This is a genomic window from Undibacterium sp. GW821-FHT11H02, assembly GCF_058808015.1.
Genome location: NZ_JBXARG010000001.1, coordinates 416,944 through 430,649, shown reverse-complemented (window position 1 = coordinate 430,649; position 13,706 = coordinate 416,944). Strand labels below are relative to the sequence as shown.

15 protein-coding genes are annotated in these 13,706 nt (G+C 46.0%); 10 read left to right on the top strand and 5 right to left on the bottom strand.

Annotated elements, in window-relative coordinates; all coding sequences use genetic code 11:
* Positions 1–11 precede the first annotated feature (11 nt).
* Entirely contained in the window at positions 12–656 is a 645-nt protein-coding gene (locus tag AC1RR2_RS01970; RefSeq protein ID WP_493220620.1) for a 4'-phosphopantetheinyl transferase family protein, read from the top strand.
* Here AC1RR2_RS01970 and ppnP read toward each other — a convergent pair.
* The 5 genes from ppnP to AC1RR2_RS01945 form a co-directional block, all read right to left on the bottom strand.
* The gene (gene ppnP / locus AC1RR2_RS01965; RefSeq protein ID WP_493220619.1) at positions 598–915 is read right to left on the bottom strand and encodes a pyrimidine/purine nucleoside phosphorylase; all 318 of its coding nucleotides are present in this window, start codon (positions 913–915) and stop codon (positions 598–600) included. The genes AC1RR2_RS01970 and ppnP overlap by 59 nt on opposite strands.
* A 152-nt stretch (positions 916–1,067) precedes the next feature.
* The gene (locus tag AC1RR2_RS01960) at positions 1,068–2,297 is read right to left on the bottom strand and encodes an argininosuccinate synthase (RefSeq protein ID WP_493220618.1); all 1,230 of its coding nucleotides are present in this window, start codon (positions 2,295–2,297) and stop codon (positions 1,068–1,070) included.
* Positions 2,298–2,364: 67 nt separating this feature from the next.
* Positions 2,365–3,282, bottom strand: coding sequence for an ornithine carbamoyltransferase (gene argF / locus AC1RR2_RS01955; RefSeq protein ID WP_493220617.1), 918 nt, complete (start codon positions 3,280–3,282; stop codon positions 2,365–2,367).
* Positions 3,283–3,309: 27 nt separating this feature from the next.
* Positions 3,310–4,527 (bottom strand): acetylornithine transaminase, encoded by a 1,218-nt coding sequence (locus AC1RR2_RS01950; RefSeq protein WP_493220616.1) that lies wholly within the window; start codon positions 4,525–4,527, stop codon positions 3,310–3,312.
* 296 nt (positions 4,528–4,823) lie between these two features.
* The gene (locus tag AC1RR2_RS01945; protein WP_493220615.1) at positions 4,824–5,852 is read right to left on the bottom strand and encodes a CDP-6-deoxy-delta-3,4-glucoseen reductase; all 1,029 of its coding nucleotides are present in this window, start codon (positions 5,850–5,852) and stop codon (positions 4,824–4,826) included.
* Positions 5,853–5,894: 42 nt separating this feature from the next.
* Here AC1RR2_RS01945 and AC1RR2_RS01940 point away from each other — a divergent pair, with 42 nt between their 5' ends.
* The 9 genes from AC1RR2_RS01940 to AC1RR2_RS01900 all read left to right on the top strand — a co-directional run bounded on the left by AC1RR2_RS01940 (position 5,895) and on the right by AC1RR2_RS01900 (position 13,567).
* Positions 5,895–6,806 (top strand): NAD-dependent epimerase/dehydratase family protein, encoded by a 912-nt coding sequence (locus AC1RR2_RS01940; RefSeq protein WP_493220614.1) that lies wholly within the window; start codon positions 5,895–5,897, stop codon positions 6,804–6,806.
* Between the two features lie 87 nt (positions 6,807–6,893).
* Entirely contained in the window at positions 6,894–7,766 is an 873-nt protein-coding gene (locus AC1RR2_RS01935; protein WP_493220613.1) for a 3',5'-nucleoside bisphosphate phosphatase, read from the top strand.
* 116 nt (positions 7,767–7,882) lie between these two features.
* A complete protein-coding gene (gene htpX, locus AC1RR2_RS01930; protein WP_493220612.1) occupies positions 7,883–8,758 on the top strand; it encodes a protease HtpX in 876 nt (291 codons plus the stop codon).
* 65 nt (positions 8,759–8,823) lie between these two features.
* Positions 8,824–9,447 carry an L-threonylcarbamoyladenylate synthase gene (locus AC1RR2_RS01925; RefSeq protein WP_493220611.1) on the top strand — a complete coding sequence of 208 codons (624 nt, stop codon included), beginning with the start codon at positions 8,824–8,826 and terminating at the stop codon, positions 9,445–9,447.
* A gap of 53 nt (positions 9,448–9,500) precedes the next feature.
* The gene (locus tag AC1RR2_RS01920; protein WP_493220610.1) at positions 9,501–10,160 is read left to right on the top strand and encodes a site-2 protease family protein; all 660 of its coding nucleotides are present in this window, start codon (positions 9,501–9,503) and stop codon (positions 10,158–10,160) included.
* Between the two features lie 6 nt (positions 10,161–10,166).
* Positions 10,167–10,709, top strand: a complete 543-nt coding sequence (locus tag AC1RR2_RS01915; protein WP_493220609.1) for a class I SAM-dependent methyltransferase — start codon at positions 10,167–10,169, stop codon at positions 10,707–10,709.
* 178 nt (positions 10,710–10,887) lie between these two features.
* Positions 10,888–11,799, top strand: coding sequence for a 4-hydroxy-tetrahydrodipicolinate synthase (gene dapA, locus AC1RR2_RS01910; RefSeq protein ID WP_493220608.1), 912 nt, complete (start codon positions 10,888–10,890; stop codon positions 11,797–11,799).
* A gap of 108 nt (positions 11,800–11,907) precedes the next feature.
* Positions 11,908–13,098: an NlpB/DapX family lipoprotein gene (bamC, locus tag AC1RR2_RS01905; protein ID WP_493220607.1), complete on the top strand. Its 1,191-nt coding sequence runs from the start codon at positions 11,908–11,910 to the stop codon at positions 13,096–13,098.
* 130 nt (positions 13,099–13,228) lie between these two features.
* Positions 13,229–13,567 carry a hypothetical protein gene (locus AC1RR2_RS01900; protein WP_493220606.1) on the top strand — a complete coding sequence of 113 codons (339 nt, stop codon included), beginning with the start codon at positions 13,229–13,231 and terminating at the stop codon, positions 13,565–13,567.
* Positions 13,568–13,706: the final 139 nt, after the last annotated feature.

Genomic DNA, 13,706 nt, shown 5'->3' with positions numbered 1-13,706 from the left:
ATGCCTTTGCTATGTTGATTTGTCACCTACCAGATCAATTCGAGTTTGCGTGCGAGCAGTTACGGCAAAACGATCTGGTGGTGATTGGTGTTGTTATCGAGCCGGGCAGCAATCGCGATGATGCGCGCTTGCAAATCCGGCAGGCATTGATCGAAGTCATCGCTGCCGCATGGGGTGCTACTCAGAGAGATATTCATTTGCAATCGGAGCAGGGGCAAGCACCGCGTGTGGTAATCAGTAATAGCATCTCTGAAAGGATTATCTATTTATCGATTGCGCATGAAGAAGGGTATGCGCTAGCGGCCATTTGTTGCCATCATCCGGTTGGACTCGACGTCGTTAAAATTTCAGATACCTTTGCGTGGAAAGACACTGCGATGTTGTATCTTGGAAAAGCAAGGACACAAGACATCGCTGCTAAGCCTCTTGATCAACAATTCCAGCGTTTTTTACGTGCTTGGGCTTGCCATGAAGCGCGTTTGAAATGTCTGGGGATGGGCTTGCAAGAATGGAGTGAAGAACTAGCGCGGCAGTTGTCTTCAATTCGCTGTGAAGTTGACTATGTAAGTTGGGCGCCGACTTACATAGCCGCACTTGCTATGCTACAAAGTGACAAACATAATCCAATAATTCTGAAGTCTCAATTTCAAAACTAGAATTTGCTGGCACATGAAATTCTTGTCCAGCGCCATAGCTTTGCCAGTCGCTATTTCCAGCTAAGCGAATACGACATAGACCCGCATTGATTTCCATGATTTCTGCTGCGTCAGTATTGAACACTAAGGACGATGGAAAAATCACGCCTATAGTTTTCTTACTACCATCGGCAAATAAAACCGTGTGAGAAATACATTTGCCGTCGAAATAAACATTGGCTTTTTTAATGATGCTAACTTGATCGAATTGTGTGCTCATTTTTGCTAAATTATTGGAATATTTAGATCAGAAAGTAGGGTGGGTGCAACCCGCGCCGCCAAAACGTGGTGTGCGCGAAATCGACCTTTGAACCGCGCGGGTTGCACCCGCCCTACAATTATTAGAATTGCTTTTGCAACGGATTCTATCAATTAACCGCGTTTTAATTTCGCATTCGCCGCAATGCGCATACGTAGGGCATTGAGCTTAATGAAGCCACCCGCATCAGCTTGATTGTAAGCGCCACCATCTTCATCGAAAGTCGCGATATTCATGTCGAATAAAGAGTCGGTTTTTGAATCGCGAGACACTGTAATCACATTGCCTTTGTACAGCTTGACGCGTACCCAGCCATTCACATTTTGTTGTGTGTGATCGATCAAAGTTTGTAATGCCAAACGCTCTGGAGACCACCAGTAACCGTTGTAGATTAAGCTGGCATAACGTGGCATCAAATCATCTTTCAAATGTGCGACTTCACGATCTAAAGTGATGGATTCGATCGCACGGTGTGCGCGCAACATGATTGTGCCGCCTGGTGTTTCGTAGCAACCGCGTGACTTCATACCAACGAAACGATTTTCCACCAAATCTAAACGACCAATGCCGTGTTTGCCGCCGAGGCGGTTGAGTTCTGTTAATACAGTGGCTGGCGACATACGCACGCCATTCAATGCCACGATATCGCCTTTTTCGTATTCGATGTCGAGGTATTCAGCCTGGTCTGGTGCTGCTTCTGGACTGACAGTCCAACGCCACATGGATTCTTCTGCTTCCGCACTTGGGTTTTCCAAATGACGGCCTTCAAAACTGATGTGCAAAAGGTTGGCATCCATAGAGTAGGGGGCGCCACCATTTTTGTGTTTTTGATCGATTTCTATGCCAGCATCTTCGGCATACTTCATCAATTTTTCGCGCGACAATAAATCCCACTCACGCCATGGCGCGATCACTTTGACGTTCGGCATCAAGGCGTAGGCACCGAGCTCGAAACGTACTTGATCATTGCCTTTACCAGTCGCACCGTGAGAGATGGTGTCAGCGCCAGTTAGTTTGGCGATTTCGATCAGGCGTTTTGCGATCAATGGACGCGCAATTGAGGTGCCCAATAAATATTCACCTTCATATACCGTGTTCGCGCGGAACATAGGGAAAACGAAATCGCGTACGAATTCTTCACGTACGTCATCAATGAAAATGTTCTCTGGCTTGATGCCAAATTTTAAAGCTTTGGCACGTGCTGGCTCGAGTTCTTCGCCTTGACCTAAGTCGGCGGTGAAGGTGACGATCTCGCACTTATAGTTGTCTTGCAACCATTTCAAAATCACGGAAGTATCTAAACCACCGGAATATGCTAAAACTACTTTTTTTACGTCGCTCATGATGTGCTTTCTATTTGCTAATGGTATGTAGATGAAATTTTCAAATCTTAATGATTAGGCTGAACTGTTAATTATCGACTTTGCCGATGACCAAATATTCGAGTAAGGCTTTTTGAACATGCAAACGATTTTCTGCTTCATCCCAGACTACGGATCGCGGTCCATCGATAACGCCTGCTGACACTTCCTCACCGCGATGTGCTGGCAAGCAGTGCATGAAAATCGCATCAGGATTGGCGCGCGCCATCTTGGCTTCGTCCACGATCCAGCCATCAAAGGCTTTTAAACGTGCTTGATTTTCTGCCTCGTAACCCATGCTAGTCCAGACATCCGTATTCACGGCATCGACACCAACACAGGCATCAGATGGATTGTCAAATACCGTGTAATGTGCAGGTTCAACTGTCACACACGCGGGATCAATGTCATAGCCTTTAGGCGTGGAAATGTGCAGATGAAAGCCGAAGACCTTCGCTGCCTGCATCCAGGAATACAGCATATTGTTAGCGTCACCGATCCAAGCGACCTTTTTACCTGCGATAGAGCCACGATGTTCAATGAAGGTGAACACGTCGGCAAAGACTTGGCAAGGGTGATGCTGATTGGTTAAACCATTGATGACAGGTACGCGCGAATTTGCGGCAAATTTCTCTATCATCTCTTGTTCAAAGGTACGGATCATAATGATGTCGCACATGCGTGACATAACCTGACCAGCATCTTCAACCGGCTCGCCACGACCAAGTTGGCTATCGCGAGTGTTCAGATAAATTGCCGCCCCTCCCAATTGATGCATGCCCGCTTCAAAACTCAAACGCGTACGGGTGGAATTTTTTTCAAACACCATGACCAGCGTTCTGTCCAAAAGTGGATGATAGGGCTCGTATTTCTTAAAGCGGTCTTTGATGATGCGAGCTCTTTGCATCAGATAGTCGTATTCGTCAAGCGTCAGGTCAGAGACCTGTAAATAGTGTTTGATAGCCATGTTTAATATTTCTGCCAATACGTCGAGTTATTGCTTCTTTGCTTCAGCGGCTTTTTCGTCTATCACCTGTTGGATGACTTGGCTCAACATAGAAATCATGGTGTCGATTTCTTCGTAGCTGACGTTAAGTGCTGGCATGAAACGGAGTAAATTAGGGCGTGGAGAGTTGATTAGCAAACCGATTGGTTCTACGTCACGTGCGACTTCAACAAGGCGCGGACCAATATCACTGCCTAGCTTGAGCGCGCGCAGTAAGCCTTCACCGCGTTCGCCTTCCATTCCAAATTTTTCGGAAAGGGTGTTGAGTGCCTCACTTAAGTATGTCGATTTCGCTTTCACTTCATCGAGGAAGCCTGGTGCAGTTAAGGCGTTTAATACTGCGATACCGACCGCAGTCATTAAGGGCGCGCCGTTGTAGGTGCCGCCTTGATCGCCAGGTACAAAGCAAGAAACTTCTTCTTTGGCCAGCAAGGCTGCGAGCGGGACACCACCACCTATGCCTTTACCCAATGTCATGATGTCTGGTTCGATTCCAGAAAGCTGGTAAGCGAATAATTCCCCGGTGCGTCCCATGCCAGTTTGGACTTCATCGACGATCAATAGAATATTGTGTTGCTTGGTCAATGCGCGCAAAGCTTGCATGAATTCGCGACTAGCTGGAATTACGCCACCTTCACCTTGCACCGGTTCAAGCATGACTGCCACTGTTTTATCGTTGATGAGTTTTTCAACGGAGGTAATGTCATTTAAATCGGCTTTTGGAAAGCCTGTTACCTGAGGAGCGAAAATCGTATCCCAGCCCGGCTTACCGGATGCGGACATGGTCGCTAAAGTGCGGCCATGAAATCCGTGATCGAAAGTGATGATTTCAAATGCGCCATTCTTATTTTTCTGCCCCCATTTACGCGCTAATTTAATCGCACCTTCATTGGCTTCGGCACCGCTATTGGCAAAAAATACGCGATCAAAGCAGGAATGTTGCGTGAGTTGATCGGCCAGCTTGATCATATTTTCGTTATAGAAGGCAGGTGAAGGATTTAGCAATTTGCCTGCTTGCGCGACGATCGCGTCTTCTATGCATTTTGGCGAGTGACCGAGGCAATTGACGGCCCAGCCTTGCAAATAGTCGAGATAGCGTTTGCCATTATGGTCAGTCATCCACATGCCTAGCCCTTCCGTAAACACCAATTCTGGGCGTGGTGTGATGTACATCAGGGCGTTGACGTTGTACTGACTAAATTCCATTTCAAAACTCCTCAAAGATAAACGCGAATAAATATAAATACAGCAGAAGGACAAAAGTACTTTAGCGCAAAAAAAAACCACAGGAGAGAGCCTGTGGTTTTATCGTGAACTTGCTTTTCTTACGCGCAAGACTTCCCAGGCTCGGTGTGCGAACTGCGACGTCGAGCGATATTTGGGGAAGACATGTCGGTAAAATTTATCATGCGCGTAGTGTAACGGTTTTTTTGCAGTTTTGCGCACTGCAATACTGAAAAAAATCAAAAAAAATGAAAAATAATTTCATCGATTTAAATAAATTAATTTTTTGATAAATCTGCTTCGGATGTGAACGAGTCCGCAAAAAAATCATCTGCCGCTAATCGAGACTTAGCCACAAAATCGCGTTTTGCTGACTCCACTACAATCGGGGCGCCGCAAGCATAAACTTGATACGACGATAAATCTGCGTAATCATCGACTACCGCTTGATGAACGAAACCGGTGCGACCTTTCCAATTGTCTTCAATCATTGCATCGGAAATTACTGGTGTGTACTGAAAACCCACTAGCTCATGAGTCCATTTTTTACACAAAGCATCCATATAGAGGTCTTGTGGTCGACGGCCACCCCAATATAAATGGACAGGGCGTTTAGACTCGATATGGATTAAATGCTCAACGATGGCCTTGATTGGCGCAAAACCCGTACCAGATGCTAGCAAAATCATAGGTTTATCTGAGTCTTCACGCAGATAAAAACTACCTTGTGGTCCTTCAAAACGCATGATGTCGCGTTCTTTGACAGTAGAAAAAACCTGATCTGTGAAATAGCCACCTGGCATATGACGGATATGCAAGCTCAGAGGGCCTTCGATATGGGGAGCGTTCGCTAGACTATAGCTACGGCGTTTTCCATCTCTTAAAAGAAATTCGATATATTGTCCAGCACGGTAATTGAGTTTTTCGTTGGCAGGTAATTGCAACTCAATTAGCATCACGTCATCGGATAATTTTTCCAATTTAGCGATACGACTAGGAAGTTTCTTGATTGGATAGTCATCGTCCGCCAACATTTCGCGGGCTTCGATAGTGAGATCGGTTTGCGGTTTTGCGCAGCAGAATAAAGCGCCGCCTTGCGCTTCTTCTTCGTCGCTAAGGGCTTTTTGCTGATGATTGCCGTGCACAACTTGACCTGTGCTGACTTTGCCCTTGCATGATCCGCATGCACCATTCTTGCAGCCGTATGGCAAAATGAGTCCCGCGCGTAAGGCTGCCGCTAATACGGTTTCATCACTATCGCAATTAAATTGGCGACCGCTCGGTGAGATTGTTACTTGAAACGTCATACGATTCCTGAATTTTAAAAACTTAAATAAAATAAAAAACCTATGCGGCAAAGCATTTCTGAATTAGTTATTCATACCAAATTTGCAAAGCCTCGATGCCTGATTATTGGTTGTGGCGATGTCGGCATGCGTCTGCTACCCCATCTGGTTGATCGCTTTCGGGTGTTTGCTGTAACTAGTCAAGGAGCTGCTTCTGAGCGCTTTGCAAAGCTGCGCGCTGCGGGTGCAGTTCCTGTGTTCGCTGATTTGGATCAAGCCGATACTGTCAAACGATTGGCGGGACTTGCAAACTTTATTGTGCACCTGGCGCCGCCACGTAGTGACGGTGAAATTGATGTCAGAACGCAGCATTTAGCCGCTATTTTACCTGAGAAGGCCCATCTTGTTTATATCAGCACGACCGGCGTGTATGGGGATTGTCGTGGTGCGCAGTTTGATGAAACCCAATCCCTAAATCCGAATAACGCGAGAGCTAAACGGCGGGTCTCGGCGGAAACGTTATTGCGAGCCTGGGCGAAGAGACGAGGGGGGCAATTATCCATTTTGCGTGTGCCTGGGATTTATGCAGCAGATCGTTTGCCAATTGAACGTTTACGTAAGGCGACACCCGCCTTAATAGAAGCGGATGACGTCTATACCAATCATATACACGCAGAAGACCTTGCCCGCTTGATCAAATTGGCAATGTTTCGGGCGCGCCCGAATCGTGTTTATCATGCGGTGGATGATAGTGATTTGAAAATGGCCGATTATTTTGACCAGGTTGCCGATCGCTTTCACTTGCCGCGCGCACCACGCTTGCCGCGTGTCGAGTTAGAAAAGCAAGTGTCAGCTATGCTGTTGTCCTTTATGTCAGAGTCGCGACGTCTGCTAAATCAAAGGATTAAAGTCGAATTGGGAGCAAGATTGATGTTTCCGACTGTTGCAGACGCCTTAAAGCAAATTTCAGACTAGACTTTAACGACATAATTGCCGCAATGCGGCAAAGCATGCTGGGCAGGAGTACAATGTTTACTCTTATCGTTTGAATCTGGTCTTATCATGTCTGCCCAAGTCTTAAGTATCGATCCACGTTTAGGCCTCAATGTTGATCTGCATTGCCACTCTACGGTTTCTGATGGTGTCTTAACGCCAGCTGCGGTCGCGCAACGCGCGCATGCCCAAGGCGTCGATGTTTGGGCATTAACGGATCACGATGAAGTTGGCGGCATTACCGCAGCACGTGAAGCTGCAAGCGATTTGGGTATGGTATATGTGACTGGATTGGAGATTTCTGTTACTTGGGCGAATAAGACCATCCATATCGTTGGCCTGAATATAGATGAAACTAACCCCGATTTGTTGGCGGGTTTGGTTCAAACCCGATCTGGGCGTCAGCGCCGTGCCGAAGATATGGCTGCAGATTTGGCTCGAGTCGGGATTCCGAATTGCTATGCGGGCGCATTAAAATATGTGGGAAACCCTGACCTGATCTCTCGCTCTCACTTTGCGCGTTACTTAGTCGAGATTGGCGTATGCGAAGATGTTTCGGCAGTCTTTAAATCTTATTTGGCGGACGGGAAACCGGGTTTTGTGCCCCATCGTTGGGCGAGTTTGTCTGAAGCTGTCGGTTGGATTCGGGGAGCTGGGGGAATTGCGGTGGTTGCGCATCCCGGACGTTATGATTTAACGCCTTTGGCTTTCGACGCTTTCTTTAATGAATTTAAAAGTCTCGGTGGAGAGGCGATAGAAGTGGTGACTGGTAGTCATACCGTCGATCAATACGATGAGTACGCCAAAATCGCCAATCGCTATGGATTTATGGCTTCACGCGGTTCGGATTTTCATGCGCCTGATGAGAATTTGCCCGACCTCGGGCAATTGCCTGCATTGGCAAAGAATTTAACACCGGTCTGGCATAGCTGGATCAAGTGATTTAGACATGATTCTGCAATGTGAATGGCACTTGAAATTAGGGTGAAGACACCCATATTGCATCATGCATAGTCCCTAGTAGTCCGTGTTTTTGCTTAGGTTTTGGAGAATTGAATATGAAACGTATCGTCTTATTTTTAGCGACCAATATTGCCGTCATGTTGGTAATGACCGTCATTTTGTCCACGTTGGGTGTGAATAATTATTTGACGGCAAAAGGTTTGAATCTGGGCGCCTTAGCTGTGTTTTCACTGGTAGTTGGTTTTACGGGCTCTATTTTTTCTTTGCTGATCAGTAAGCCTATGGCAAAGTGGTCGACTGGCGCCCGTGTGATCGATAATCCATCTTCATCTACAGAATTTTGGTTAGTCAGTACGGTTAAAACTTTGTCTGAGCGTGCTGGTATCGCGATGCCGGAAGTTGCCGTATATAACGGTGAGGCAAACGCCTTTGCCACTGGTGCATTTAAAAATTCTGCTCTTGTTGCTGTGTCAACCGGCTTATTGGAAAGCATGACGAAGGAAGAAGTTGAAGCAGTATTGGGACATGAAGTCGCTCATATTGCAAACGGCGACATGGTTACCATGACTTTGATTCAGGGTGTGGTCAATACCTTTGTCGTATTCTTGTCGCGTATTGCTGCCTACGCAGTTGATAGCTTCTTGTCAAAAAATGATGAAAATCATACTCCAGGAATTGGTTTTCATATTGCATCATTTGTGTTTCAGATTTTGTTTGGTATTGGTGCCTCTTTGATAGTTGCCTGGTTCTCTCGTCAACGTGAATTCCGTGCCGATGCTGGCGCAGCGAAATTATTGGGTGATCGCCAGCCTATGATTAATGCCTTAGCCCGCTTGGGTGGTATGGCTCCTGGCGAATTGCCACAATCGATGGCGGCGGTTGGCATTAGTGATAAACCAGGTTGGGCTGAATTATTTTCCACCCATCCACCTATGGCGCAGCGTATCGCCGCTCTTCAACAATTGAGATAAACTGACTATTAGTAAGATCATCAACGGAGGCTCAGCCTCCGTTGTCACATTTGCCCACTTTATTTATGAGCCAATTTTTTCAAATTCACCCCGATAATCCGCAATTACGATTGATCAAGCAAGCAGTACAAATTATTGATCAAGGCGGCATCGTCGCTTTACCGACCGATTCTTGTTATGCCTTGGTATGTCATCTCGACGATAAGGATGCGGTAGCTCGCTTGCGTCGTATCCGTGGCGTAGACGAGAAACATCATTTGACCCTGTTGTGTCGCGATTTATCTGAAATCGCGCAGTACGCCAAGGTGGATAATCGTCAGTTTCGTATGCTGAAGGCGGCAACGCCAGGAGCCTATACTTTTATTTTAGAAGCGACTAAAGAAGTGCCTCGCCGTTTGAGTCATCCATCGCGTAAAACTATAGGTTTACGTGTGCCAGAAAATCCAATTACCCACGCATTGTTAGAAGAATTAAAGCAGCCTTTGTTAGGAACTACCCTCATATTGCCAGATGAAGATGAACCATTAACTGATCCTGAATTAGTCCGTGCACGCTTAGAAAAGCAAATCGATTTGGTGATTGATGGCGGTGCATGTAGTTTGATTCCAACTACGGTCATCGATATGACGCAAGAGACGCCAGAGTTGATTCGTCTGGGACGTGGAGACGCGGCTTTGTTTGGTTTATAAAGCGTCGTTGCGATGCTTGCTGTAAGAATAAAAACTAAGGATAAATTGAACTCATGGACGCATTGATACAAACCATCGCGGTATATGCGATTCCGGTCATTTTGGCGATTACTTTGCATGAAGCAGCCCATGCTTATGCCGCAAAATATTTTGGTGATACGACGGCCTATAGTCAAGGACGCATGAGTTTGAATCCTATTGTGCATATTGATTTGTTTGGCACGATTATTATTCCTATCGTCTTATATATAGCAACAGAAGGTCAGTTTTTGTTTGGTTATGCCAAGCCTGTGCCAGTCAATTTCGGCGCTTTGCGTAAACCTAAGCGCGATATGGCTTGGGTGTCGTTAGCTGGGCCTGGAGCGAATTTTCTGATGGCTTTCTTATGGATGATTTTGGCGGTATTGTTAGTCGCGTTTAAAATCGAACACGAGTTCTTCTATCGTATGGCGCAAGCGGGATTGTTGACGAATCTGGTGATGTTTGCGTTCAATTTGTTTCCAATTCCTCCTCTGGACGGTGGACGTATCCTGACAAGTTTGCTGCCTCATAGGCAGGCCTATCAATTCGCCCAAATTGAGCCTTATGGTTTTTTCATTGTCATGGCACTGGTTTATTTCAAAATTTTGCAGTTCTGGATGTACCCATTGATGAATATCGCTCAGTTAATTTTGGAATTCGTATTGACCCCGTTCACTTTGCTGCTAAAGTAAATTTTTATGAGTAACAGTAATCCTTCAGTGTGGGTGCAGCGCTTTCTTGTAGAAATTTCGAAATCCACGGGCCCAATACTCGACTTAGCCTGTGGAGCAGGGCGACATACGCGTTTGCTGCTCGGTGCAGGTTACGATGTTTTTGCGCTTGATCGTGATGTCGATTCTTTGGCCACGTTGGAGAAGTTAGGCGCGACTTGTTTCAACATCGATCTTGAGCAGGAAGGTTTTAAGTGGCCATTTGCGGCAGAGCGGTTCGCTGGCATTATCGTGACCAATTATTTACATCGCCCCTTAATGCCGTGGATTTTGTCTTCCCTAGCCGATCAAGGTGTTTTGATATATGAAACTTTTGCGATCGGAAATGAGAAATACGGGAGGCCACGTAATCCAGATTTTTTACTGCAAGAGAATGAATTGCTGAAACACTTCGTCTGCACAGAAACGGTGGGTTGGCGGCAGCAATGTCTCGCTTTTGAACACACTTATGTCAACCTGACGACGGAGGCAATCGTTCAAAGGATCTGCATTCGACGCTTGCGCGAATAAAGCATGAGTAATCATCGATTTTTCTGCGAGTACCAATAATTTTGTTTGATATTTCAACTTATTTTTCCACCTGCCAGGTTTGTAGTCGGCCAAGTTTCTGTCTAGATGAATTTTGTATAGGATTCTTCTCGAATCCACCTTCGATTCTCTCCCATAGCAGGTAACATCCGCTACAATAATGGCTTTACTTTTTCCACGCGCTAAGATGACAACGATACAAGGAAGTTTGGTCGCGATTGTGACCCCTATGCATGCCGATGGCAGCCTCGATATTCCAACGCTGCGCAAGTTGATAGACTGGCACATCGCCGAAGGCACAGACGGTATCGTGATTGTCGGTACCACTGGCGAGTCGCCAACTGTCAGTGTCGAAGAACATTGTGAATTAATTCGTATCGCAGTAGAGCACACCAATAAACGCGTACCGATTATTGCGGGTTCTGGCGGCAATTCCACAGTGGAAGCGATCGCATTGACCAAGTTTGCCAAAGAAGCTGGCGCCGATGCATCTTTGCAAGTGGTGCCTTACTATAATCGTCCTACCCAAGAGGGTATGTATCAGCATTTCAAGAAAATTGCTGAATCCGTTGATATTCCCATTATTTTGTATAACGTACCTGGCCGTACTGTGGCCGATATGTCGAATGAGACTATTGCCCGGCTAGCGCAAGTTCCGGGCATTATTGGTATCAAAGAAGCCAGTGGTAATGTAGGTCGCGATCTTGAATTATTGCGTATGGTGCCGAAATCATTTGCCGTGTATTCGGGTGATGATCCAACCGCGATGGCTTTGATGTTTTGTGGTGGTAAAGGCAATATTTCCGTCACCGCCAACGTTGCACCGCGTGCTATGCATGAGTTGTGTGCTTCTGCCATGAAAGGTGAAATTGCCAAAGCAGTTGAGATTAATAATCGTCTGATTCCCTTACATGCCAAGTTATTCGTTGAGCCAAATCCAGTGCCTGTCAAATGGGCTCTGGCAGAAATGGGCATGATGCCAACGGGAATTCGTTTGCCTTTGGTTAGCCTTTCTAGCCAATATCATGATATTGTTCGTTCCGCTTTACGTGAAGCTGGTGTATTGCAATAAGAATTTTTGACGAGTGCACTTGGCTAGTTAATGGCTAGTTCATGGTTGGAGAGTAGCGCTCGTGCTTTCATGCATATTTAATTGATTACAATTTGTAGGGATTTTCACATGGCAAAAAGCGTTGTTGCTAATAAAAAGATGGTTCGTGCTTTGGCATTGGCTGGTGTAATTGGCGCTGCGGGATTGAGTGCTGGCTGTAGTTTCGTGGGTAATATCTCCGATTCAAATCGTATTGATTACAGAAGCGCAAGCAAGGCAAAAACCACTTCCCTCGATGTACCTCCCGATTTAACCCAAATTCGCCGTGATAGTCGTTTTGCGATTCCTGATGCTGAGCAGGGTAGCGCAACTGCATCTTCTTATGCTGCGAAACGAGCAGGCGGCGCTGTGGCAACGGCAAACGGTGCGGTGGCACCAAGTCAGTTAAAAGACATGCGAATTGAGCGCAATGGTACGCAACGCTATTTGGTGGTGAAATTTGCACCAGAAGTTTTATGGCCTCAATTGAAGGATTTTTGGCAAGAGCAGGGTTTTCTGATCAATGTTGAAAACGAAGCTACCGGTGTGATGGAGACAGATTGGGCCGAGAATCGCGGCAAAATCCCGCAGGATATTATCCGTTCTACCATAGGTAAGGTATTTGATGGCCTGTATTCTACCGGTGAGCGCGATAAGTTCCGCACTCGTGTCGAGCGTGCCGCTAATGGTGATGTTGAGGTTTATATCAGTCATCGTGGCGCGCAAGAAGTATTAACTGGTTTGCAAAAAGATAATGCGGCGTGGACTTCACGTGCGAATGATGCAGGATTAGAAGCAGAATTCTTGTCGCGTTTGATGTTACGTTTGGGATCGGATGAAGCAAAGGTGAAAACGGCGATCGCTGCGACATCTCCGGCTACTGCACCAAGTGGAGCACCTCGTTCGAAATTGTTAACTTTGAATGACTTGAGTTACTTGGAAACAGATGAGGGATTCGATCGCTCATGGCGTCGTGTTGGTTTGGCGTTAGACCGTATCGGTTTTACGATTGAAGACAGGGATCGTTCTAAAGGTCTGTATTTCGTCCGTTACATTGATCAGGATATTGATGCAAAGACTAAGGGTGCTAGTCAGGGCTTCTTTGCTCGACTGTTCTCATGGGGCTCTAGTGATGCTGCGAAAGATGGTGAGAAGTTCCGTATCTTGGTGCGTGATGCTGGTGAGACTAGTCGTGTCACGGTGCATGGTGACGATGGTAAGGTTTCCTCTAGTCCTGTGGCAAATAAGATACTCACAGTATTGAATGAGCAGCTCAAGTAAGTTGATGTGAAGTTGTTTTAATTGTAAAAAAACGGACCACATGGTCCGTTTTTTTTGCCTTTTGTTTTTGAAATCACCGAATTCAGTTTGCGCCATATGTGGAGAGGTCGCGAAATTGTAGCTACAAAAATTGGGGCGAAAAAAAACCGGTCAAAGACCGGTTTTTCTTAAAAGTAATAAAAATTACTTAGATGCTGCTGCAGAAGCTGCTGCTGGAGCTGCTTCAGCTGCTGGTGCAGAAGCTGGAGCTGCTGTTGCAGATGCTGGAGCTGCTTCAACTGCTGGTGCAGATGCTGGAGCTGCTACAGATGCTGGAGCTGCTTCAACTGCTGGTGTAGAAGCTGCTGGAGCTTCTTCTTTTTTACCGCATGCTACCAAAGCTACTGCCAACAAGGAAACGAGCAAAAGTGATTTTTTCATGTTTTTACTTTCAATAAATAGATCTAAAAAAACAACAAACTTGCGATGAATAATTACCGGTAATTATCGCTCAATAGGTTAGGCCGTCGGTACAAAAATCAAAGAGATCTTGCAAGTCCTTCGAAACTTTCCTAACCGCGAATTATAATGATTTTTCTGTCAATCGAATATACCTGCAAGCATTTTTT

Excerpts from the sequence above, each read along its gene's own strand:
- AC1RR2_RS01970 (WP_493220620.1), top strand. The coding sequence starts at position 12 with ATGTTGATTTGTCACCTACCAGATCAATTCGAGTTTGCGTGCGAGCAG.
- ppnP (WP_493220619.1), bottom strand. The coding sequence starts at position 915 with ATGAGCACACAATTCGATCAAGTTAGCATCATTAAAAAAGCCAATGTT.
- AC1RR2_RS01960 (WP_493220618.1), bottom strand. The coding sequence starts at position 2,297 with ATGAGCGACGTAAAAAAAGTAGTTTTAGCATATTCCGGTGGTTTAGAT.
- argF (WP_493220617.1), bottom strand. The coding sequence starts at position 3,282 with ATGGCTATCAAACACTATTTACAGGTCTCTGACCTGACGCTTGACGAA.
- AC1RR2_RS01950 (WP_493220616.1), bottom strand. The coding sequence starts at position 4,527 with ATGGAATTTAGTCAGTACAACGTCAACGCCCTGATGTACATCACACCA.
- AC1RR2_RS01945 (WP_493220615.1), bottom strand. The coding sequence starts at position 5,852 with ATGACGTTTCAAGTAACAATCTCACCGAGCGGTCGCCAATTTAATTGC.
- AC1RR2_RS01940 (WP_493220614.1), top strand. The coding sequence starts at position 5,895 with ATGCGGCAAAGCATTTCTGAATTAGTTATTCATACCAAATTTGCAAAG.
- AC1RR2_RS01935 (WP_493220613.1), top strand. The coding sequence starts at position 6,894 with ATGTCTGCCCAAGTCTTAAGTATCGATCCACGTTTAGGCCTCAATGTT.
- htpX (WP_493220612.1), top strand. The coding sequence starts at position 7,883 with ATGAAACGTATCGTCTTATTTTTAGCGACCAATATTGCCGTCATGTTG.
- AC1RR2_RS01925 (WP_493220611.1), top strand. The coding sequence starts at position 8,824 with ATGAGCCAATTTTTTCAAATTCACCCCGATAATCCGCAATTACGATTG.
- AC1RR2_RS01920 (WP_493220610.1), top strand. The coding sequence starts at position 9,501 with ATGGACGCATTGATACAAACCATCGCGGTATATGCGATTCCGGTCATT.
- AC1RR2_RS01915 (WP_493220609.1), top strand. The coding sequence starts at position 10,167 with ATGAGTAACAGTAATCCTTCAGTGTGGGTGCAGCGCTTTCTTGTAGAA.
- dapA (WP_493220608.1), top strand. The coding sequence starts at position 10,888 with ATGGCTTTACTTTTTCCACGCGCTAAGATGACAACGATACAAGGAAGT.
- bamC (WP_493220607.1), top strand. The coding sequence starts at position 11,908 with ATGGCAAAAAGCGTTGTTGCTAATAAAAAGATGGTTCGTGCTTTGGCA.